General features: G+C 49.5%; 20 protein-coding genes. 10 read left to right on the top strand and 10 right to left on the bottom strand.

What is annotated here, in order from left to right:
* Positions 1–15 precede the first annotated feature (15 nt).
* The 5 genes from CFREI_RS02280 to CFREI_RS02260 all read right to left on the bottom strand — a co-directional run bounded on the left by CFREI_RS02280 (position 16) and on the right by CFREI_RS02260 (position 4,613).
* Positions 16–699 carry a metal ABC transporter ATP-binding protein gene (locus CFREI_RS02280; RefSeq protein WP_027012777.1) on the bottom strand — a complete coding sequence of 228 codons (684 nt, stop codon included), beginning with the start codon at positions 697–699 and terminating at the stop codon, positions 16–18.
* Positions 696–1,835: a metal ABC transporter substrate-binding protein gene (locus CFREI_RS02275; protein ID WP_051255950.1), complete on the bottom strand. Its 1,140-nt coding sequence runs from the start codon at positions 1,833–1,835 to the stop codon at positions 696–698. The genes CFREI_RS02280 and CFREI_RS02275 overlap by 4 nt, the downstream gene beginning before the upstream one ends.
* A 91-nt stretch (positions 1,836–1,926) precedes the next feature.
* On the bottom strand, positions 1,927–2,766 hold the full coding sequence (locus tag CFREI_RS02270) for a CPBP family intramembrane glutamic endopeptidase (RefSeq protein ID WP_084170744.1): 840 nt from the start codon (positions 2,764–2,766) through the stop codon (positions 1,927–1,929).
* Positions 2,767–2,799: 33 nt separating this feature from the next.
* Positions 2,800–4,155, bottom strand: coding sequence for a PH domain-containing protein (locus CFREI_RS02265; RefSeq protein ID WP_027012774.1), 1,356 nt, complete (start codon positions 4,153–4,155; stop codon positions 2,800–2,802).
* Complete coding sequence (locus tag CFREI_RS02260; RefSeq protein ID WP_027012773.1) at positions 4,152–4,613, bottom strand: PH domain-containing protein; 462 nt, start codon at positions 4,611–4,613, stop codon at positions 4,152–4,154. Before CFREI_RS02260 ends, CFREI_RS02265 begins: the two co-directional genes overlap by 4 nt.
* A gap of 318 nt (positions 4,614–4,931) precedes the next feature.
* Between CFREI_RS02260 and CFREI_RS02255 the strand changes: the two genes are divergently transcribed.
* Both CFREI_RS02255 and CFREI_RS02250 read left to right on the top strand, forming a co-directional pair.
* A complete protein-coding gene (locus CFREI_RS02255; RefSeq protein WP_027012772.1) occupies positions 4,932–5,858 on the top strand; it encodes an ABC transporter ATP-binding protein in 927 nt (308 codons plus the stop codon).
* Entirely contained in the window at positions 5,855–6,532 is a 678-nt protein-coding gene (locus tag CFREI_RS02250; protein WP_027012771.1) for an ABC transporter permease, read from the top strand. Before CFREI_RS02255 ends, CFREI_RS02250 begins: the two co-directional genes overlap by 4 nt.
* Before the next feature lie 4 nt (positions 6,533–6,536).
* On the opposite strand, the gene CFREI_RS02245 is transcribed toward CFREI_RS02250, so the two are convergent.
* Positions 6,537–9,638 (bottom strand): error-prone DNA polymerase, encoded by a 3,102-nt coding sequence (locus CFREI_RS02245; protein WP_027012770.1) that lies wholly within the window; start codon positions 9,636–9,638, stop codon positions 6,537–6,539.
* A gap of 18 nt (positions 9,639–9,656) precedes the next feature.
* Positions 9,657–9,971 (bottom strand): hypothetical protein, encoded by a 315-nt coding sequence (locus tag CFREI_RS02240; RefSeq protein WP_027012769.1) that lies wholly within the window; start codon positions 9,969–9,971, stop codon positions 9,657–9,659.
* Positions 9,972–10,389: 418 nt separating this feature from the next.
* Here CFREI_RS02240 and CFREI_RS02235 point away from each other — a divergent pair, with 418 nt between their 5' ends.
* The gene (locus CFREI_RS02235) at positions 10,390–10,620 is read left to right on the top strand and encodes a hypothetical protein (RefSeq protein ID WP_027012768.1); all 231 of its coding nucleotides are present in this window, start codon (positions 10,390–10,392) and stop codon (positions 10,618–10,620) included.
* Here CFREI_RS02235 and CFREI_RS02230 read toward each other — a convergent pair.
* The gene (locus CFREI_RS02230; RefSeq protein ID WP_027012767.1) at positions 10,617–12,119 is read right to left on the bottom strand and encodes an ABC transporter substrate-binding protein; all 1,503 of its coding nucleotides are present in this window, start codon (positions 12,117–12,119) and stop codon (positions 10,617–10,619) included. The two genes, CFREI_RS02235 and CFREI_RS02230, sit on opposite strands and share 4 nt — an antisense overlap.
* A 938-nt stretch (positions 12,120–13,057) precedes the next feature.
* On the opposite strand from CFREI_RS02230, the gene CFREI_RS02225 reads away from it, so the two are divergent.
* From CFREI_RS02225 to CFREI_RS02215, 3 genes are all read left to right on the top strand, one after another.
* Positions 13,058–13,921, top strand: a complete 864-nt coding sequence (locus tag CFREI_RS02225) for a MetQ/NlpA family ABC transporter substrate-binding protein (RefSeq protein WP_027012765.1) — start codon at positions 13,058–13,060, stop codon at positions 13,919–13,921.
* 82 nt (positions 13,922–14,003) lie between these two features.
* Positions 14,004–15,035 carry a methionine ABC transporter ATP-binding protein gene (locus CFREI_RS02220; RefSeq protein ID WP_027012764.1) on the top strand — a complete coding sequence of 344 codons (1,032 nt, stop codon included), beginning with the start codon at positions 14,004–14,006 and terminating at the stop codon, positions 15,033–15,035.
* Positions 15,032–15,727: a methionine ABC transporter permease gene (locus CFREI_RS02215; RefSeq protein WP_027012763.1), complete on the top strand. Its 696-nt coding sequence runs from the start codon at positions 15,032–15,034 to the stop codon at positions 15,725–15,727. Before CFREI_RS02220 ends, CFREI_RS02215 begins: the two co-directional genes overlap by 4 nt.
* A 137-nt stretch (positions 15,728–15,864) precedes the next feature.
* On the opposite strand, the gene CFREI_RS02210 is transcribed toward CFREI_RS02215, so the two are convergent.
* The gene (locus tag CFREI_RS02210) at positions 15,865–16,029 is read right to left on the bottom strand and encodes a hypothetical protein (protein WP_156907758.1); all 165 of its coding nucleotides are present in this window, start codon (positions 16,027–16,029) and stop codon (positions 15,865–15,867) included.
* Positions 16,030–16,249: 220 nt separating this feature from the next.
* Here CFREI_RS02210 and CFREI_RS02205 point away from each other — a divergent pair, with 220 nt between their 5' ends.
* From CFREI_RS02205 to CFREI_RS02195, 3 genes are all read left to right on the top strand, one after another.
* Entirely contained in the window at positions 16,250–16,903 is a 654-nt protein-coding gene (locus tag CFREI_RS02205; RefSeq protein WP_027012761.1) for a hypothetical protein, read from the top strand.
* Positions 16,900–17,760, top strand: coding sequence for a PrsW family intramembrane metalloprotease (locus CFREI_RS02200; protein WP_051255949.1), 861 nt, complete (start codon positions 16,900–16,902; stop codon positions 17,758–17,760). The genes CFREI_RS02205 and CFREI_RS02200 overlap by 4 nt, the downstream gene beginning before the upstream one ends.
* 90 nt (positions 17,761–17,850) lie before the next feature.
* Positions 17,851–19,125, top strand: a complete 1,275-nt coding sequence (locus CFREI_RS02195; protein WP_084170743.1) for a methyltransferase domain-containing protein — start codon at positions 17,851–17,853, stop codon at positions 19,123–19,125.
* Here CFREI_RS02195 and CFREI_RS02190 read toward each other — a convergent pair.
* Complete coding sequence (locus CFREI_RS02190) at positions 19,111–19,989, bottom strand: ferredoxin family protein (protein ID WP_027012760.1); 879 nt, start codon at positions 19,987–19,989, stop codon at positions 19,111–19,113. The genes CFREI_RS02195 and CFREI_RS02190 overlap by 15 nt on opposite strands.
* A 96-nt stretch (positions 19,990–20,085) precedes the next feature.
* Between CFREI_RS02190 and CFREI_RS02185 the strand changes: the two genes are divergently transcribed.
* Entirely contained in the window at positions 20,086–20,745 is a 660-nt protein-coding gene (locus CFREI_RS02185; protein WP_205618461.1) for an AMIN-like domain-containing (lipo)protein, read from the top strand.
* The last annotated feature ends 30 nt before the right edge of the window (positions 20,746–20,775 follow it).

Raw genomic sequence — 20,775 nt, 5'->3', positions numbered from 1 at the left:
AGTTGACGTAGTGTCTCAAGCACGCCACCCACCCCCGTATGCTCGTTCAATATTTACATCCGATAGCACTTCTTCTAGAGGTCCAAAAGCAATTTGCTCACCTGCAAGCAATGCGACTTTTTCACAAGTTTCCTCGGCTAACCGGAGATCGTGCGTAGAGGCAACCACCGCCACCCCCTGCTGCTTTGCATGCTCAATAGTTTCCAGCAGCGCTACCCGATTAGGCTCATCCAACCCATTCATCGGTTCATCCAACAAAATAAGATTGGGTTCGCATACAAGCGCCCTGGCAAGCAAAACTCGTTGACGCTGGCCACCAGAGAGATCCCCAAAGCGTTTCGACGCCGCAGCCAGTAAGCCAACGCGGTCAAGGGCGGCGTCGACACGCACGCGCCGTTGTGAACGGCGCACTCCAAGTAGCCCCAGCTCTACAACTTGCCGCACTGAAATTGGAAACGTTAAGTCTAAATCTGCAGATTGTGGGACATATCCTAATCGACCAGGCGTCCGATGCATCGTACCGTCGATCAGGCGGACTTCACCGAGGATCCCCCGCAATAATGTTGTCTTTCCCGCGCCATTCGGCCCAATGAGCGCCAACGCCTCACCTGGGAACACACGGCCGGTGACGCCGAAAAGCACGGGAGTTTTCGCATACGCAAAAGACGCATGTTGAAACTCCAATGTTGGCTGGCTCATGAAAGTTCTTTCGGAAGCTCCGCAGGTTTACCGTCCCAAGCTTTCACTAATGTGTTCACATTATGCACGATCGAACCAATATAGGTTTCGCCATCGGAATCTGCTGGCCCGAGAGAGTCACCATAGAGGGCATCGTCACCAATAACAGCTTTAACTCCAGCGGCTTTTGCGATCGCTTCAATAGACTTGGAATTATTTGAATTCTCCGCAAATAATGCCACAGCACCCGATTGTTTTACCTGTTCAGAGGCTTTACGGATATGCTCTGCAGTTGCGTCTTGTTGCTCATTAAAATCGGAAAGCGCGGCACCAACAAACTCAATGTCATAGGCGTTGGAAAGGTATCCAAAGGCATCATGAGAAGTAAATAGCACGCGGTGCTTTTGATCTACAGATTGGAAGGATTCCTTGGACCAAGTATCCAGCGCGGCAAGTTTCGCTTGGTAATCTTTGACCTGCTTTTCAAAGATCTTTTCAGCATCTGGGGCGGTATTTGAAAGTACATGTCCAATATTGGCTACCTGGATGGAAGCAAACTTTGGATTAGTCCAAACGTGTGGATCATAACGGAATTCCGCTTCTTCGCCTGGCTCCGGAGCGAATGGCCACTCCTCAACGGCGACTTGCTGCTCACCGCGATTCACGGTGTATGGCAAATCTTTTTCTTTCTCCTCCTGAGCAGCCAAATCATCTTTATCGGCAGCGGAAAGCACACCCGTGGTCACCCCAAGAGTTCCATGAAAGCCCGATGATGAGATTGCATCATCTAGGAAATGTTCAAGGTCCACACCATTGACAAACAACACATCGGCATCAGCCAATGCACTCATTTGTTCACGGGTCATTTCATGATCATGAGCGGATGCGTTCGGCGCCAATAAGCACGTCAATTTCAATTGCTGAGGCGCAGATTCGTTCTCTTTTGTGGTCTTACCTGCTGCGTCAGTTTTGGTAAAACCAAGTTCACCTCCCGAAGCAATCTGGGTTACGTAATCACAAATCTGGGTGGTTGAGGCAACGACCTTGACCGCATTTCCGGAATCCCCAGCCACTGGTTCCGCAACTTCAGCGGTTCCACAAGAAGCGAGTAGTAATGACGCTATTGGCAGTGACAGAAGTAAATGTTTCCTGTTCATCTGGGCATGACCTCACGAAAGACAAACGTTCAAATAATGCAAACTGATAAGTTCAACTCGAGTCTAGCCAAGTCTGCCACGGATTGAAAATTTATTTTTCAATGGGTTGAACTTTATGGTTCAACGGTTCTTGGGCATCAAGACGTGGACCACGAAACACCGCCACCAGCAGGGCTAATAGAACTAATGCCAATGCCGCAGGCCATAAATTCGCAGGCTCACCTACGGTCATCAATCCCCAATTCACCCCATTGTGCGCAATGATCGCAGTTAGAATATTGCCCTGTTCGCGATTAGCCAGCCAGCAAAGCACTACGGAAAGCGCCACCACCAAAACAAAATATGATGCCAAGTGCGAGATTCCCAACCCGTCTGAATCCCAATCTTCAACAAAAAACAATGGAGTGTGCCAGAAGCAATGCACAATGCCCAGAAAGAACGCCGCAGTGAGTGGATGCCAACGTTGCTGCATTAGAGGTAACGCGACGCCTCGCCAACCAGGCTCCTCTTGAAGCGGTCCACCAATAAAAAACAAAACATATAGCGGAACGAAAACAATAAAAGGCCCCGCTAAAACATCTATTCCAGAAGTGAAAATATATGCACAAATAATCGCCACAGGGACACCAATAAGTGCCGTCAAATATGACAGTGGATACGCTTTCCAATGAAAAGTTTGCCGCCAAAGTTCGCGGACTCCTTGCCTACCTTGAAGCCAAAACCGCACTAGAAATCCTGCTAAAAAAGGGCCGGCGAAAAGACCGGCCTGATTCCACAATGCAATTTCACCAAAGGTGAGTTTAAAGGACAAAACCCCCAAACCGTTTTCAGATAGCCACATCGGGCTCCACATCACCCAAGATCCAATGTATGTAATAGCGATAAACACGACCAAGGGATGCGAAAAGCACCAGCTACGAATTCTAGTCATGTCACACAGTTTAGTGAACGTGTTCACCTAAAATCATCGCATAATCGGCAGCTTTCGGCCTCGGAGTTCACGCATAAGCAACTCGGAATCCGCTGGGTCTAAATCATGAGCAGTCATTCGAACCGGGCCACTCACAAGATCGAGCCGCACTGAATCAAGCTGGAGTAGTCGTTGAATGGGACCCCGCACGCGGCTTAACTCTTGAATATGGGATGGGTGAATTATCTTTACACAACGGCTCAACCGCCCTTGGTGAAGTATTACCGCATGCCCCAACAGTGTTACTGCTTGTCGGGAAAAATCAATCGGGGAAATCCAACGTGCCCGTACAGGACTTAGGAAATCAGGTTTACAAAAGCCTTCTGGTGCCGCATACTCTTCCAATTCCGCATAATCAAGCGGGGAAATGATTGAAACTAGTTCAAGCGCCTGGGCTTTCGTCCCAACCGGAAGCAATCTAGTGGTCCCAGCGCGCTTATCTTTCACTGCATAGCCCGCAATAGAAACATCAACACGCCACCACCCGCACAAACGCCATAATAGTGGTTGGCGTATTTGCACAGCATGAATTCTACCGAGCGGAATAGATTGCTTGCGTTTATCTGCTAGCCCATAACTTACGTGTAAAACATCATCATCCAGGGTGGCAGTGAAATTCCAGCTGCGATCAATAACGTCCCAAAGCTGCTGCACTAGGGCGACTAATGCCGGAAGAAGAATCGCGGGGCCACCAACCACACCGGCCGTCACTGCGATAATGGTAGTGGGCCCAGTGAGTAATACTGCGGCAGCAATACTTCGTTGGATTGGAATTGGGGCAATAATCTCTTGGCTTTCCGTATAGCGTGATTCGTCCCCATTGCCTGTATTGTTGTCGGGTTTTTGCATATATTCTTTTTGATGCTCACCTCGGCGGGCCTGTAAGATTTCATCCCGCACATCCCGAGCAACCTGTGCATTTAAATACGCAATTTTAATAACAGAATCATTACCGCCCGCCGTTTCCACTCGAATAGCGGCAACTCTAAAAATGCGAGAAATAACGTTTTCAACAACATCAACCGCTTGGATTCTGTCATACCGAGCAGTGCGCAGTTTCGTATTCAACACACCACTTTTTACCGATATTTCTTCACCGTCCAGCGAATACCCATATGCTCTCCACCAAATATAGGAAACCCCCCACACAAGCGCACAGATTAGCAGGAAGGCAACAATACTTACGGCGATAGCACCCCAGGAAAACCCACTTACATTGTGAATATATAGCCAAATCTCGCGCAACGTTTGCCCATTAAGGTTCACAACCACTATCGCAATTGCCGCGAGAATAATCTGCCAAAACATTAAAAGTGGTGTGAGTTTATGCACCTTCCGGTATGTTTTCACAGCCCACGCATCCTCTCCCGAGCCTGGACGGCTAAGCGGTCGCGCAGGGCGTCGGCAATGTCCGCCTCAAGCCCAACAATCTCTGAATCTGAGCTTGATGACGCCGTGTGCAGCTCCACCGTTTTCAATCCAAAAAGTTTTGCTATTGGCCCCGCCGTAACATCCACAAACTGAATACGTCCATATGGCACGACCGTATAGGTGTGCCAAAATTTCCCCTTAGTAATAAGCAATTCATCGGGGGTTTCCAGCCATCCCATATTTCGAACCTGTACAGGAATGAGCCATACCAGCCAGATCAGCCACGTCACAAAGAATCCAACTGCAATGTACAACCAGGGAGTCAACCACCATGCGCCTATAAGTGCTGCAATAACGAACACCATGACCCACGGCAGACGCGAAAGGTACCTTGCTTTAACTAGCGAGGACGAAACCGGATTCATCGACTCATTCATACCCAAAGTATGCCATCAATAATCTCCAAAGCTTTTGCAGATATTGCCCAGAAATCACGGAACGCTTGGTAGATAATGAACTATAAAGTAGCATATAGTCTACTATTTTGGTCGGGGTCCCTCATAAGTTCTAGCTCCTTTTGGTTGGAGTGTAAACATTCCACCCAAAAGGCTTATTCTCTATGCAATGGTTTTCGATTCAAACATCGAAGCGATGCTTCTACCAATAAGAAATCCGCAGGATGCGACTTGCTAGTGCCCCCGTCATTCACCCTCACCTGTCTGCACCCTTCATAATTGCTATGGAAAGGAATCTCGATGCCGATAGTTCTCTGCAAGAATGTCACGCGCCAATTTGGTGACACGCTGGCATTACAGAACGTTTCCTTCCAAATCGAGGAAGGTGAAATACTCGGCATTCTTGGACCTATCGGGGCAGGTAAAACCACTCTTTTGCGCTGCATTATTGGCTTGGATAGTCCGACAAAAGGAACAATCGAAGTCTTTGGAAAACACCCCATTGCAGATCATCATTCCATCGCTCCGCGCATTGGAATACAGACTCAAACACCTGCTTTAATTCCACGCCTTACCGTGGCAGAACATATGAGGTTTTTCTCCACCCTATATAACAGGGTAGTTCCTTGGAATGATCTTCTAACCTCACTGAATTTAGACACCGTAAAACGAACACCCGTTCACCGACTTACGGCACCAGAACAACAAAAACTCTCTATTGGACTTTCGTTTTTGCACCAGCCGGAACTTTTAGTACTCGACGAACTCACGCACTCCCTATCCACCGAAGAGCACGAAGACATCTGGGAAGCCATTAACCTTATGTGCGATTATGGCACCTCCGTTTTGCTTGCCACCCGCGATCTTGACGAGGCAGAACATCGGTGCGATCGAGTGGGCATTATTGACCATGGAAAATGCCTTGCGTTTGGGTCGGCTCCTAGCCTTATTCGTGGTTGCGTAGGTGAATCAGCTGCGTTCCTCTCTCTAGATCAGCCACTTGGTCAGGGGCCAAACATTCAAGAACTGGCTGGCGTTACCAGAATTGTTCAAGAAGGACTTTCACTGACAGTGTACGGCCAAGGTGGTTTTGTACACCGAATATTAGCGCACCTCGCCGCCTATGGCATTCAGGTAACAGATTTAGAAATCACAGAACCTAAATTCTCCGACGTTTTTTATAATCTGACTGGCCGCCGCATTCATGAGGAACAAAAAGCCTCATGACCTATCTACGTGTAATCTCTATTTTCCTTCGATGCCGGCTCCGCCACCCGGCAAGTATATTCGCATTATTGTTTACACCTTGTTTATTTGCAGTAATGAGCCATTTCTTTCCGGAGCAAACTGTATTTTACGCCTACCCCGCTATCGCATTGTCCATATGGGGCACCTTCTTAATTCCTCAAAATATTATTGCATTGCGGGAAGACGGGGTATTTGATCGACTACGAATCACTACATTACGCTCCCGCACTATTATTTCCGCATTACTTATTGTCGATCTACTAGTTCTTCTTTGCAGTATAGTAGGCACATTGGCACTTGGATGGTTTGTATTTAATGCACCTCCACAAGGAGCATTGCCACCAATTATTGGCGGTGTACTACTAGCATTACTCGCTTTTCAATCGCTAGGAATATTGCTTTCATCGATCTTCCCAAATAACAAAACCGCAAATATTGCTGGCAATCTATTAATGATCGTATTGATGCTTACCTCTGGGGTTATTACACTTCCAAAACAATATGCGCAGTACTCGCCCACTTGGCAAACAACTTCAATGTTGACTGGATTATGGGAAGGCGCCGCCCTTCAAGAAGTAGCAGTATCGTTTTATATCCTTCTTGCCATTGCAATCACCGCAGCTGCCTTGGCTTTTAAAAAATTCCGGTGGTAATAAACTAGCGGAAATCACGAGATCCTCGGTGAAGGAATTCTGCAGGTTCAAGTGCCTCGAGTTTATCCGCAATAATTGTTGCCGCCCCTGAGGCATTTTGCACAATTCCTCGAACTATCAGGGCTTTTGAGGTGCGCGCAAGTCTTCGTTGGCGGTGCCAAAGTCCGGGGCTAATCATAATATTTATCAGCCCCGTTTCGTCTTCCATTCCTAAAAATGTGACATTGCCTGCGGTTTGTGGCCGCTGCCTATGTGTAACCACACCGGCAACTGTAATGCGGCGGCCATCTTCAATCTGCAACAACTCGCTGGCGCGTCGGATGCCTTGGGCGTCGAGACATTCTCGCAATAGAGAGATTGGTTGAGCGTGTGGTGTAATCCCTGTAGCTGCAATATCTGCCGCCATGAGTTCGAATGCAGACATCCCCGGTAAAGCTGGAGGTGTTATTTGCGAAAGCCCTGGAAGCATTCCCTCATGCTCGGTGGCGGCAATGCCCGCAGCCCATTGCGCCTGTCTGCGCGAAATGCCAAAACAGTCGAGGGCACCAGCACGTGCTAATGCTTCAACTTCACTAACTTTAAGTTTGGCACGCCTGGCCAGGTCCGCAATATCGGAAAACGGAGCAGCTTGCACGATACGTTCGGCGTCACCTAGGCCTGCAATTGAATTTAGCCCTAAACGGATGCGCCCATTATTGCAACTTGCTTCGACGCCGGAATGTTGGATACAAACAGGGTCAATGCCCACGCCGTGTCTGCGGGCGTCGGCAATTAAAGATTGTGGTGAATAGAATCCCATTGGTTGGGCCCGTAATAGTCCCACACAAAATTCTGCCGGATAATAGCGTTTAAACCAGGCAGAAAAGTACACTAAAGCTGCAAATGATTGTGAATGTGACTCGGGGAAACCATATGCGGCAAATGCCAGCATTTTATTCCATAAGTTTTCTGCAATTTCGCCATCAATGCGGTGAGTTTCCAGTAGCCCCTGTAAAAACCGTGCCTTTAATGCCGACATTTTGTCCGGGGATCGTTTAGATCCCATTGCTCGCCGTAAACTATCTGCTTCCGCCCCAGTAAAGCCTGCCGCATCACGGGCGATCTGCATTAGTTGTTCTTGAAAAAGTGGTATACCCAGTGTTTTTGCAAGTGCGGGTTTTAGGCATGGGTGGTCAAATGTAACGGGTTCATGACCATTTCGCCGCCGAATATATGGGTGTACCGAGCCACCTTGAATTGGGCCGGGTCGTATCAGGGCCACCTCCACCACAAGGTCAAAGAATTCTTTTGGCTGTACACGTGGCAGAGTGGCTAGTTGGGCGCGGGATTCCACCTGAAATACGCCAACGGCGTCACCACGCGAAAGCATGGCATAGATTTCCGGATCTGCAAGATCGAGTTCCCAGAGGTTTATTGTTTTCCCATGTTGTTCAAACACCAGGTCAATCATGTGGTGGAGTGCTTCAAGCATGCCTAATCCGAGTAGATCGAATTTTACTAGCCCAGCGGCGGCACAATCATCTTTATCCCATTGCACTACCGAACGATCTTTCATACGCGCCCACTCCACCGGGACCACGCTTGCTATTGGCCGATCACAAATAACCATCCCGCCGGAGTGTATTCCCAGGTGGCGCGGCTGACCAAGGAATTTCTGCGCCAATTGGGTTACGCGATCCGGCGGCGTATCGACGCCGCGCGACCAACCATCAATGGTTCCTTGAGGATACCCACACGCCCTGGCAGCATCCCGAAGTGCACCTTTCCAGCGGTAGCTTATTACATTGGCCACTTGTGCTGCATTATCCCGACCATACTTTTGATACACATATTGAATTACTTCTTCCCGTCTCCCAGATTCAATATCAATATCAATATCGGGCGGCCCGTCTCGCTCCGGGGAAAGAAAACGTTCAAAAAGTAACCCGGCTTGAATAGGTTCAACATTTGTTATGCCAAGTGCAAAACACACTGCTGAATTTGCGGAGGATCCGCGCCCCTGTGCAAGGATTCCTTGTGCATTACAAAAGTCCATAATGTCACTAACAATCAGGAAATATCCCGGGAAGGTAAGCTCGGCAATTACTTCTAATTCATAGTCAATTTGTTGTTCAGCTCGGACACGAATATCTTCAGGGCGGGTCGCGTACCGTTTTTTAGCGCGGTCTCGGGTAAGTTCCGCCAGCCATGTCGCCTCGGTATAGGATTCCGGGATTGGGTGTGGCGGCAAATTTGGGGCCACAAGAGCCAAGGGAAATGCGCATTCATGAGCTATTGCAAGCGTGGTCTCAAGATGGGTTCGCATTGTTGGGCAAGCACGTGCAAGTGTGTCACCATTGCGTAACCACATGCCGCCAGTGGGGTGAAGTTCATGCCGTTTGCCACCGCGTAATACGTGTTTTGCTGCGGCAAGCGGGGCGTCGGCACGCGTTGCGGCGACAGGATTACCAGTAATAATGCGGCGTAAATCTGGAATTGCATCCAATATTTCATAGTGATCGGCGTCGATTGGGGTGCCGGTGACTTGGTATTCCAATGCGACTTGGTCTGCACCAAAGTGCTCTACCAGATGGTGAATATTCGGTGCCCATGTATGGTCTGCGAGTATTTGCCAGTGCTTCCCAGCGCGAGCAGCAAGCTCTGCAAGCGGTGGGTATTGCATACTATCTTTATCCCCACCCAGCATTTTAGCTTCCGTAATCACTTGCGAAAGTCGCCGATATCCTTCAGGTCCACGAACCAATACTGCCAATACTCCTTCTGGCAATGAAAGTTCCGCCCCGAATACTGTAGGTAGATCATATTGAGCTGCTGCTTCCGCAAACTTCACCGCTCCATATAGTCCGTCACGGTCAATAAGTGCTAATGCCGCTAACCCTAGTTCTACAGCGGAAGCAACCATCATTTCTGGGTTACTAGCGCCTCGCAGAAAGTTATAGCTACTATTTGCATGAAGTTCGGCAAACGCAATGGTGCTTTTGCCACGCTCTACCGGTCGCGCATCCACGCTTAGATGATTAACGGGCGTGAGTGAACCCACAGGCTTTCCGGAAAGAATGCGCTCTAATTTTGACCAGCTCAGCGGCCGCGCATTCATCCACTCCATGCGAACAAATGTACGCTTTTAGACCGGTATCACAAAGTGACTTCCCGCCTCCAAAGTATATTCATCACTATCAACAAGCTGGAAAACTTCTTCCGCCGCCTTCTTGCTAATGCGACCAGCTTCATTTACGGAATCAAGTTCGATATCAAAAATAATGTAAAGTCGCCCCGCTCGGCGAGCACCTGCCACCTCTGCTTTAAGGAATTGATGCTCACCTTCAGCTTGCTGCATCTCTTCGATCGCACTTTGCAATGCTTGCATGGCCGCCTCCCCATATTCCGCCGGTGAAACGGTAACGAGCATCCGAGAACGGACCAGCATTTGGCGCCTCATAAAAAGACCCCTTCCTGTACATAGGCTTAAAATTAGCTAAACGCTGACAACTGTAGCAGCGCGCAAACCTGCTATAACGCTACTAAATTTCGCACTTTAGTGACACGACAACACCCCCGGTTAACCCCGCTCAGATAGGGTAGAATACCCTCTACAACCTCGCCGAATCGCACAAAAATGATCCATTGTGGACAAAGATTTTTCCGATTGCACACCATCCACTAACTAAGAAAAATAATGAGAAGTGCGACTCCAATCACACAGGTTTGCTTTCCCCGACTTGTCGATAGGGCACGAATCAACATCAATCCAATATCGAATGATCCCCGCCTCTTTACTTTAGTTTTGCGCTCAACTTTGATGAAGGATAGGGGCCTTGTATCCCCGTTTCTTATTACTTCAAATTCAAGGATGAACCATGCTCAAAAATCTTTCATCACTGGAAGCCACCGAACTCGACGCCTGGCTTGCGATTGTGATCATGATCGCCACCCTTACAGCAATTCCACTCATCGATGGCGACCCCTTCGCCTCCTGGATGCTAATACCCCTAGTGATCTGCACTTTCGCAGCCGCAAGGATTATCTATGCCCGGCGCGGCAAGAAGAGCCCGCCTATCGACTGGGGTGACGAAAAACTCGTCACCTAAGAAACCGCATTCACGATAGGTATTCCCAAGTGCATATGCACATTGGGGATACCTTTTGCGCGTGCATGGTGGGACTTTCTCACCCCCCAAAGTACAAATGCTCCCTTATCCGCGAAGGTGCTTGCAAGCTGCTCAATCATATCTTCACGCTCGATATCAGTATCATTGCTGGCGAATTCCGCAAGTTCCGTCGGCCAATCCCCCTCTTGCCCCCAGCCAGAAAGATTGAACATACTTTCGGGTCCACCATAGAGCGCAATTGCAGTTTCTAATTTCAAATTCGGCAAACTTGCGGCAAGGACTTGCTGGGTTTGCTTCGGACCAAAATCACTGAGATACGTGCTTACATCGTGCTCCTCTACCGTAAGTTCTACGCCAACTTCCTGAAACTGGTCCACTAGAAGAAACGCCGCATCATTCATTCCTGGACACAATTCCGCAGTGGTAATTGTGAGTTTCTGTACGGACGCGGCGTCGAAAATCTTCTTTGCCTCATCCTTATCGCGCTTCTTGCGCAACCCCCGCGGAAAACCTTGCAATTCCTGCCCCGGAAGATCATTGCCAGGTTTGCCATAGCCATCAAAAATCACCCCAGCGAGTTTCTCCCGATCAATGGCGAGTTTAAAAGCTTCTCGCGCATCCTGGGAATCAAACGGACTAGAAGCCGTGTGCAAAAAGAACCCCAGGTTACGAGTATCATGCGCCCCAGCATTCCAAATTTCCGCATCCCCCATTAATAGTTGCTCCGCATTTGCGGATACATCAATCGCAAGATCAATATCGCCGGCATTTAATGCACGGATTCGTTTATCCGCATCATTGATCGTATGGATTTCCAGCCCATTTGAAAGCCGCCAAGCGGGTGGGTAATGCTGGTTCGCTTTAAATTTCCAACCAGATTCCGCGTTGCCACCATCCAATACATACGGACCCGAGCCCACCTGGGAAGTTGGATCACCGTTTTTAAACACCGGACTAATTACAGCTAGTACGGTCTCAATAAAATCAAAACGCGGTTCATGCAGCCGCAATACTGCTGTGGTTTCATCAAAGGATTTGCTCTTTGCCAAATCTAGGCATTCCAACAACCCGGCAAATGGTGCTTTTCCTGCAAGATATTTATACGACCGAATAACATCTAAAGCACTTACAGCACTACCATCCGAATATGTAGCTTGATCCCGCAGGTAGATAGTCCAAAGCGTAGCGTCTTCATTGTGCTCAATGCGTTTTGCCAATTGGAACACTGGGCCATCCGGACCAGTAATCACCAGGGATTCAAAAATCGCATAGATTGCGGCCCAGGTGGCGGGACCGCTTGCGGTTGCAGGATCGATTGTGTCTTTTAAGTTCCCCAGTGCTCCAATCCGCAACTGACCAGCTTTTGAAGGAGCCGGCGCTGTAAACGCCTCATAGCTCGCTATTTCCATTCCGCAGCCTGCGAGGACGCTTCCAGCTGCCCCAAGTGTTGCTGATTTCAGAAACTGCCGACGATCCATAACTCAACTCTTCCTCACTGTGGGTCACCACGAGGCTAGCCCAAGCATGCAGGAGGTTCGTGGCAACACCCCCGGAAAACTGAGCCTACCCCCAAAAGTTGGACTGGCTTATTGTCCTATGGTGTTTAGGGGTGCGTCGGGAGCTCTGAGGTTTGGGCTGTGAGTTAGGGCTGTGAGTTTGGGAGGCCCGGGACTGATGTGGAAGGGTCTGGGCAGGCAGATTTGTGTTGTGGGCTCTTGGTTTGAGGGTGGGGGGTGTCAGATCTGCCTGATTTTCGGGGCGGGTTGGCTGGTTTTCCAGTGGTTTGGCTGGCTTTCCGAGCCTTCGAGCCGCTTTCCCGGGTGTTTAATAGGCACACCCTATCAAACTAGTGATGTTTTCATTCCTACTGTCGCAGATTCCATAAAATCGCCTGAAAAAATGGAATCTGTGACAGCAACCAACATTGCACACAATCGTTGACCTGGGGTTTGTCGCAGATTCCATAAAAACAGCGAAAAAAATGGAATCTGTGACAGGTTCCCTACCTATCGTGTCGCAGATTCCATAAAAACAGCCGAAAAAATGGAATCTGTGACAACACACCCAACCAGCCTCAAAAAGACCGACCAGCACTAAGCAAATCCCAGGTCACCGGACGCACACAACCAAACCACCGGCCAAAAACCAAACCACAACCCCTACCGGCCACCTGCCAAAACCACCCCATAAACAAGCCAAAACCAGCCCCTCGCCAGACCAACCGAGCGAAATACGTGGCGTTAAAGCCCCACGGCCCACCCTGCACAAAAGTTAGTCAAAGAATTCAACAAATGGGAAGTAGTCCAAAACCCGCCGCAACCACCAAAAATAGACCGAGCTGTACAGATTGACTCCCACCTGTTAGAGTACTCAGGCAAACCAGAAAGCTCTGTCTATTTTTAAAGGACCTAAGAAAATGTCGTTTCGTCGTTTTACTTCTCTAGCGGCAGCTGCCATTATTGCCGCTTCTAGCCTCGTAGCCTGTGGAAGTGGTTCAGGCTCTGATGAGGTTGTGCGTATTGGTACCACCGATGGCAGCAAAAAAGCTTGGCAAGTATTTGAAAAGAAAGCCAATGATGCCGGGATTCAACTGGAGATCGTAAATTTTGGCGATTACAACACTCCAAACCGCGCACTCAGCGAAGACCAACTTGATGTAAACCTTTTCCAGCATTTACTTTTCCTCGCGGAATATAACGTTGGTTCCAATGATGATCTCACCCCCGTTGGGGCGACTGAAGTTGTGCCACTAGCACTGTTTTGGAAAGACCACGACAGTTTAGATGGTATCGAAGGCCAAAGCATTTCTATCCCTAAAGATTCTTCCAACCAGGGCCGTGCCATTAATGTGCTTGCAGACGCCGGGTTGCTAACCCTTAAGCAAGAAGGAATTATCACGCCTTCCCCTGCTGATATTGACGAAGGCAAATCAAAAGTCAAGGTCACGCCTGTCGACGCCGCCCAAACCACCACTGCATATGGTGAAGGCACCCCCGCCATTATTAATAACTCCTTCCTCGACCGCGCTGGTATCGACCCCAATTCCGCTATCTACCAAGATGATCCATCCTCCCCTTCGGCGGAACCGTTTATCAATGTTTTCGTTACCAAAGCCAAGGATAAAGACGATCCTAAGGTCGCTAAACTCGCTGAATTGTGGCACGATCAAGAAGTTCTCGATGCTGTAGCAGAAGATTCCGGCGGCACTTCCGTTCCAGTCAAGCGTTCCCCAGAAGAACTGCAGAAAATCCTGGACCGCATTGAGGAATCACTCAAATAATGCTGTTGCTTTTCGACGCCCCGCGCGCCACCTGCCCGGGGCGTCGAAACGTTTACACCACCAAAGGAAATGAGGAAGAAACGTGTCCGAGCCCCGAGGCACCCGCATTGAATTCCGAAATCTCAATAAAACCTTCCGGAATTCCAAACAAGAAACCAAAGCCCTTGACGACGTAACCTTCACCGTTGAACCCGGAGAAATTCTCGGCGTCATTGGTTATTCCGGAGCTGGCAAATCAACACTTGTCCGAATGATTAATAGGTTGGACACCCCAACCTCGGGGCAGATCCTGCTTGATGGAGTGGATATTGTTTCCCTGCCTGAACGCGAAGTGCGAAAACTCCGCAGCAAAATCGGCATGATCTTTCAACAATTCAATCTATTCTCCTCAAGGACAGCCGCCGGAAACGTTGCCTACCCTCTGAAACTTGCGGGCGTCGAAAAGTCCCAACGTGAAAGCCGCGTCGCCGAACTCCTTGCCTTTGTTGGACTCGCCGACAAAGGCAATAACTACCCCGAACAACTCTCCGGCGGCCAAAAACAACGCGTAGGCATCGCCCGTGCCCTGGCCAATAACCCCTCACTTCTCCTTGCCGACGAAGCCACCTCCGCCCTCGACCCTGAAACCACACACGAAGTACTCAAACTACTCCGAAAAGTAAACAAAGAACTCGGAATCACCATCGTGGTAATCACCCACGAAATGGACGTAGTACGCTCCATTGCTGACCGTGTAGCCGTTATGGAAAATGGCCGCGTTGTTGAACACGGCACTGTCTACGAAGTGTTCTCCAATCCACAAACCGCCGTAGCCCAACGATTCGTCTCCACCTCCCTGCGAAACACCCCTGACCAGGTAGAATCCGACGATCTCCTTGCCCACCAGGGCAGACTCTTTACCATCACCCTCACCGAAGAGTCCGGATTCTTTGCGGCCAGCGCCAAAGCTACCCAAGCCGGGGTTGGAGTCAGCATCGTCCACGGCGGCATGACCACCCTACAAAAACACTCCTTTGGCAAAGTCACCGTCCGACTCACCGGACCCGAAGAAGCCGTCGAAGAGTTTTACCAATCAGTATCCGCCACCACCGAAGTCCAGGAGATCCAACGATGAACACCGTCACACTCGCAGCTGACGTGACACTCGCTGCCGACTGGTCACGCCTCAGCGACCGCTTCCAAGACGCTATCTGGACCACACTTTATATGGTGAGCATCACCATGGTGGCAGGCGGCATTATCGGTCTAGCCCTTGGAATCCTCCTCTATACCACCCGGCCCCAAGGCGTATTAAGCAATAAACCGATCTTCACGGTGCTCAATATCCTAGTGAACCTAGTTCGCCCAATCCCCTTTATTATCCTGGTCACCGCCATTGGCCCTGTAACCCGCGCTTTCGTTGGCACGACCATTGGCACCGATGCAGCAGTCTTTGTTATGTCTATTGCCGCATCCTTCGGCGTCGCCCGCATCGTAGAACAAAACCTTGTGGCCATCGACCCAGGAGTTATTGAAGCAGCACGCGCAATGGGAGCCTCACCCTGGAAAATCATTACCAGCGTAATTATCCCCGAAGCACTCGGCCCATTAATCCTTGGCTACACCTTTATCTTTATCGCAGTAGTAGATATGTCTGCAATGGCTGGATATATCGGTGGCGGCGGCCTCGGCGACTTCGCCATCACCTACGGCTACCAAGCCTTCGACTGGGAAGTCACCCTAGTAGCCACAATCGTCATTATTATCATCGTGCAAATTGCCCAATTCCTGGGCAACTGGGTCAGCGCAAAAATCATGCGCCGATAAAAGGGCATTTGATATCGGGGGGTGGGCTCCTTTCTTGGTGTTACTGCGCCAACCCTTTGATGTCACTGCTCCAAAGCTATTGGACTAGCTGTGTTTTTATCTTCGTTGTTGCAAGATCTGCCGGTTCGTCCGATAGCCTATGTAACAGGTTGAGCTCCCTTAACCTCAGCAGCCCCGTCAGCCACAACGTCAGCCATAACGTCAGCCATAAGAGATCTGCGCGCATTCCCCATTCCAACCTGGAGATCTAGGGGTGTCGCCAAATACACCATATTGTGTCCAATTGGTGTAAAAAGCGTCACCGAACAGCCTCTAGAGCCATGGTTTTGTCGCCAAACACACCAATTGTGCACAACATGGTGTATTAAACGACAACCCCCAGGTAACCGGCAGTCCACAACCGAAGCGATCCACATCATCGCTGCGGTCTGGATCCTCGCCAAATTTTCATACTGATTATCTCCACCCAGCATAAAAGCCTTCAGCTAACCAAGTCTTTTAGCTCTCGGCTAAGCTTGCTGCATGGATTATCGTCTCAAACCTGATGCAAAGGGTAAGCAAGTCGCAGTAATTTCTTTGGTATTTGTGCTCCTTGCTGCTTTGCCTGGCATTTTGAATTTGATAATCCCAGAGCCTGAATCTTCTGTCCGGCTTTCAAAGATTGAGCTCTCAGGCCCTTTGTTGGATTGGAAAGTCCCTATTCATAATGGCGATGATTCAGAAATTCTGTGTGAAACTGTGATCGACAGTCCATTTGCACTTACATGGGATTGTAGTGGCACAGTTGTAACTTCTTTTGTTGTGGAATCAGACGAAAATATGGAGAAGTTAACCCGCCGTATGTTACGGCAATCAACATTTAGTAATTCTGGCCTTGAAGCTCAAGTAATTGAGAAATCTAATGTCTACCGGGCCGGAATCCATAATAAAATCATCCAGGCAAGTGTTATTACCATGGAAGGATCCGGCGACTATAAAAACCAAGTCTTAGTTGCTGTGGTTCAAGGCAACAACTACGAGATTATGGCTGATTTAATTTGGAAGCGCCTCTCTAATAGTGATGAGTTACCACAGTTCCGGCCTGATCCTTCTGGAAATAATGCTGATACTCCACCTCGTTTACCTCCCCTTCCTATTTCCCCACACGGCGCTGAAGAACTCGGAGATGCGGCATGAGTAAGTTTATTAAAAGTCTCCTTAGTGTTTTATTGCTCCTCTCCGTTCCACTTTCCTTTTTAATTTCATTGTCGGTGTTAATTGTAGATCTCACCGCAACCGGGGCGAATTTGCTTTTTATGATAATTCACACCGCATTAGTGTTGATGGTTTTGCGGTTCACGCCCTTTTGGCCAAAGAATTGTCATTTCCTTTGGGCGCCCGCCTGTTTAGCATGGGGCGCATTCGGATCTATTGGTTTGGCCACTTTCATTGCGCCACCCATCGTGGACTTGGTCGCCAAACTTTCTTTGGATGATTTTTTGGCTTCATTCGCAGGTGGTTATCCCGAAGAAATTGCTAAAGCCATTGGGATTCTTCTTATTCTGTATAGTTTCCGTGGATTGAATCGACCTTGGCATGGCCTGGCCACCGGCATGCTGGTGGGAACAGGTTTTGATGTTTATGAGAATTTTAGTTATGCATCAGAAGGTGCCTTATTAAATCCAAGTTCTGATTTACTTGGGGTTACATTAATGTGGATCGGCCGGACCATTTTTGGGCCTGGACTTCATCTTATGTTTGCTGGTTTTACCGGATTTGGCATTGGGTTAGCATTATTTGCTTTGGGGCGTTCCACCCTATGGCGCGTGTCCGTGGCATCATTCTGGTTCCTCTTTGCATTTGCGGTTCATTTCCTTTGGAATTATGTAGTTACTACACCAGTTTACGTGCTTGTAATTACTGGGATTTTGATTTACTCAGCACTCATTGCAGTAGTTATTTGGAACTTTATCCAGGCTGCAAAGGATTCCGGTTATCTTACGGTTGAGTTGTCTAAAGCAATGGAAAGTAAGGCTTTGCTGCCTGCTCGCTAACCCCATACACAAAACATGCATTTCTCATGCATGTTTTCCGGGTACAATTAGAATCATTGTTTATTCCCTCCCACTACCAGGATGTTTACAATGACCACACCGGACAACACACCCCAAGACAACACGCCTGACTCCAACACACCCCAAGACAACACGCCTGACTCCAACACACCCCAAGACAACACGCCTGACTCCAACACACCCCAAGACAACACTTCCGCTCGTCCGGATCAGCACGATCATAAGAATGAGGCAAAGTCCGGCGCAAAGCATTTGCAGGGCCATTGGGTTCTTGCTCGTTTGGGTAAGCGGGTTTTACGGCCTGGTGGCCGCAAACTGACTTCATGGATGGTAGATACTGCGAATCCGACTGGAAAACGGGTTGTAGAGTTGGCTCCTGGTTTGGGGTTGACTGCGGGTGAGATTTTTGAGCGTCGGCCCGCTTCCTATGTGGGTGTTGATGCAGATGCTCAGGCGGTTGCGGCGACTGAGTTGGCTATTGCCCACCAGGGAAAGGTTGTTCAGGCTCCTGCGGATAGCACTGGGTTGGACGCGAATTCCGCTGATCTTGTGATTGGCGAGGCCATGTTGACTATGCAGGGTGAGCGGGGTAAGGCTGCGATTATTTCAGAGGCCTGGCGGATTTTGGAGCCGGGTGGTTTGTATGCCATTCATGAGTTGGCTTTGGTGCCAGATGATTTTCCCAAGGAGGCTGCGGATGATCTGCGGAAGGCTTTGGCCCGGAGTATTAAGGTGAATGCGAGGCCTTTGACGGTAGCGGAGTGGTCTGAGCTATTGGAGGCTCAGGGGTTCCGTGTGGTTGCGGCGCGAACGGCTCCCATGGGGTTATTGGATCCAAAGCAGATGATTGCGGATGAGGGCCCGCGGGTGGGCAAGATTATGTTGAATCTGCTGCGGGATGCGGAGGCTAGGGCTCGGGTGCTGGAGATGAGGCGCACGTTTACGCAGCATAAAGAGCATTTGGCCGCGGTGTCATTGGTGTGCGAAAAGGTTGATATTCATATGGGTGCGCCCGCGGATCAACGTGCTGCTGAGGCCAATGTATTTAATGTGCTTATCGACGCCCCATCCGCCACCGATGGTGATTCCCCTGCGGTGCAACGGTTGCTTAGCGCGGAGGGTGTCAATTTGATTGCCATGAGGTTTAAGGCCGGGCAGTCACTGGAAGATCATCGAAGTGCACATCCGATTACGGTGCAGTGTTTAGAAGGTGAAGTGGTCTTTAGCATTGGAGAGCGCCAAGAGGTTTTGACCCCCGGAAAGATTCTGCATTTACCTGCGCAGGTAACGCATCGTGTTGACGCAAAGCAAGATAGCGTGTTCTTGCTCTCAATGTTGACGTAGTTGCTCGATACCAACTGCCACCCAGGATGACCCGGGTTTCGGGTCATCTCCGCATGAGGCAATGATTTCTTCGATGTGCTGTTTTTCTAGCATCACTCGCCATTTGCGGCCATCGGGGTGTCCGACGATTCGTGCGAACTCCCCATCCGCAACAACCATAAGCGTGCCTGGGGACAGAGGCTCCGAGGCGTCGAGAAGCAATTTGGCTACGGCAAGCTCCGCAACTTGGCCGGGGGCATCGAATACGCCTCGCCCACGATTGCCTGGGAGAAACATTTCACCGAGCGTGGCGTGCTTAAGCATATCAATGGCGGCTGGCGCATTAAGACGACCATATGAATATCCCCAGGGGAACAGTAACATTGACGGGGCAAAACGATGCCCCTTGGTATGAGAAGATTCCCAGATTTCATTACCGAAAAAACATGTTTGCATTGCGGCAGCCACTGGTCTGCCTTTTAATGCACAACACATATCTCGTTTTCCATGAGTACATACCAATGCAATTGGGTGTTCGACTAGCTCAGCGCGATTACGTCCAGGGCCAGTAAGATCAAGCCGTAAAATTGCCGCTGGGCTTTCTACAAGCAATGTTTCAATAACCCCTAATTCGCAAAACACTATATACAAGCGTCTATGCAGTTGATGGCCCGCAGATCTCCCCGGTTTCCGAATTAACTGAAGCTGCGAATCCGTTTTCTTTAAATGCGCTTTAATATCTGCCGTAAGGTCTGAACCAAAAGCATCACCGTCTAAAACATCCCTCCCCCAACCGTGCAAGTGTTCTAGCAGCACAAATACCCCACCGGTCTTCGCTGTACCCGGAAGCGATTCATGAGTAGTTGCTGAACAACGAGTATTGATGCTCATAAGTCACTACAATAGCGAGGTTTTACAACAATTCGTTTACAATCGGCCCGGCAAGCTAGATTGTTCGCAATTTGTAGATACGCTAACAATATGTCTGCTCGATCCCCCCTCGGCGTGCCCCGAGGTTTTCTTGCTTGTACGTTCAGTGCCTGCATTATGGCCGGGCTACTTGGAGCCTGCGCCCCAGAAATACCAACAAATACCAATAATTCCACCAGCTTTTCCAGCACCACAGAAAATACCAATTCAACCAGCCATTCGAGCAACCCTTCCACCACGGCAACCAGTCATGCCGGACTATCCCCACTTGGAGAAGCCTCCCTCGAACCGCGCACCCATGCACCAGAAGCACCAGGCAATATAGTTATTACTTCAGTTCGAGCGGCAAGTCATAATGGCTTCGACCGAATCGTCTTTGAAGCCACCGGCTCCGGGACCCCGGGATGGATAGTGGATTACTCGGATAAACCTACCCAACACACCACCGGAGACCCCATTGACGTCCCCGGCGAAACCGCACTAGAAGTCCATATCACCGGTACTACCTACCCCTTTGAACTTGGTATCCCAAACCCAGAAATCGGCCGAGTAGAACTCAATACCACTATGGTCACCGATATTGTGGACGCTGGAACCTTTGAAGGGCAATCACAATTTATTGTGGGAATTAAAGGCAAACGCCAACCATACTCAGTGCAAATACTGGAAAACCCCACGCGAGTGGTTGTAGATATCCTGCATAACTCATAGCTGAAAACCCCGAAACCGTACCCAGTGGCC

This window comes from Corynebacterium freiburgense (assembly GCF_030408815.1).
GTDB lineage: Bacteria > Actinomycetota > Actinomycetes > Mycobacteriales > Mycobacteriaceae > Corynebacterium > Corynebacterium freiburgense.
This window is presented reverse-complemented; position numbering and strand designations above follow the sequence as displayed.

Bases quoted from the DNA above. Each gene is read 5' to 3' on its own strand.
- CFREI_RS02280 (WP_027012777.1), bottom strand. From the start codon at position 699: ATGAGCCAGCCAACATTGGAGTTTCAACATGCGTCTTTTGCGTATGCG.
- CFREI_RS02205 (WP_027012761.1), top strand. From the start codon at position 16,250: ATGGATTATCGTCTCAAACCTGATGCAAAGGGTAAGCAAGTCGCAGTA.
- CFREI_RS02230 (WP_027012767.1), bottom strand. From the start codon at position 12,119: ATGGATCGTCGGCAGTTTCTGAAATCAGCAACACTTGGGGCAGCTGGA.
- CFREI_RS02200 (WP_051255949.1), top strand. From the start codon at position 16,900: ATGAGTAAGTTTATTAAAAGTCTCCTTAGTGTTTTATTGCTCCTCTCC.
- CFREI_RS02215 (WP_027012763.1), top strand. From the start codon at position 15,032: ATGAACACCGTCACACTCGCAGCTGACGTGACACTCGCTGCCGACTGG.
- CFREI_RS02195 (WP_084170743.1), top strand. From the start codon at position 17,851: ATGACCACACCGGACAACACACCCCAAGACAACACGCCTGACTCCAAC.
- CFREI_RS02275 (WP_051255950.1), bottom strand. From the start codon at position 1,835: ATGAACAGGAAACATTTACTTCTGTCACTGCCAATAGCGTCATTACTA.
- CFREI_RS02185 (WP_205618461.1), top strand. From the start codon at position 20,086: ATGTCTGCTCGATCCCCCCTCGGCGTGCCCCGAGGTTTTCTTGCTTGT.
- CFREI_RS02240 (WP_027012769.1), bottom strand. From the start codon at position 9,971: ATGAGGCGCCAAATGCTGGTCCGTTCTCGGATGCTCGTTACCGTTTCA.
- CFREI_RS02270 (WP_084170744.1), bottom strand. From the start codon at position 2,766: ATGACTAGAATTCGTAGCTGGTGCTTTTCGCATCCCTTGGTCGTGTTT.
- CFREI_RS02235 (WP_027012768.1), top strand. From the start codon at position 10,390: ATGCTCAAAAATCTTTCATCACTGGAAGCCACCGAACTCGACGCCTGG.
- CFREI_RS02250 (WP_027012771.1), top strand. From the start codon at position 5,855: ATGACCTATCTACGTGTAATCTCTATTTTCCTTCGATGCCGGCTCCGC.
- CFREI_RS02255 (WP_027012772.1), top strand. From the start codon at position 4,932: ATGCCGATAGTTCTCTGCAAGAATGTCACGCGCCAATTTGGTGACACG.
- CFREI_RS02245 (WP_027012770.1), bottom strand. From the start codon at position 9,638: ATGGAGTGGATGAATGCGCGGCCGCTGAGCTGGTCAAAATTAGAGCGC.
- CFREI_RS02260 (WP_027012773.1), bottom strand. From the start codon at position 4,613: ATGAATGAGTCGATGAATCCGGTTTCGTCCTCGCTAGTTAAAGCAAGG.
- CFREI_RS02225 (WP_027012765.1), top strand. From the start codon at position 13,058: ATGTCGTTTCGTCGTTTTACTTCTCTAGCGGCAGCTGCCATTATTGCC.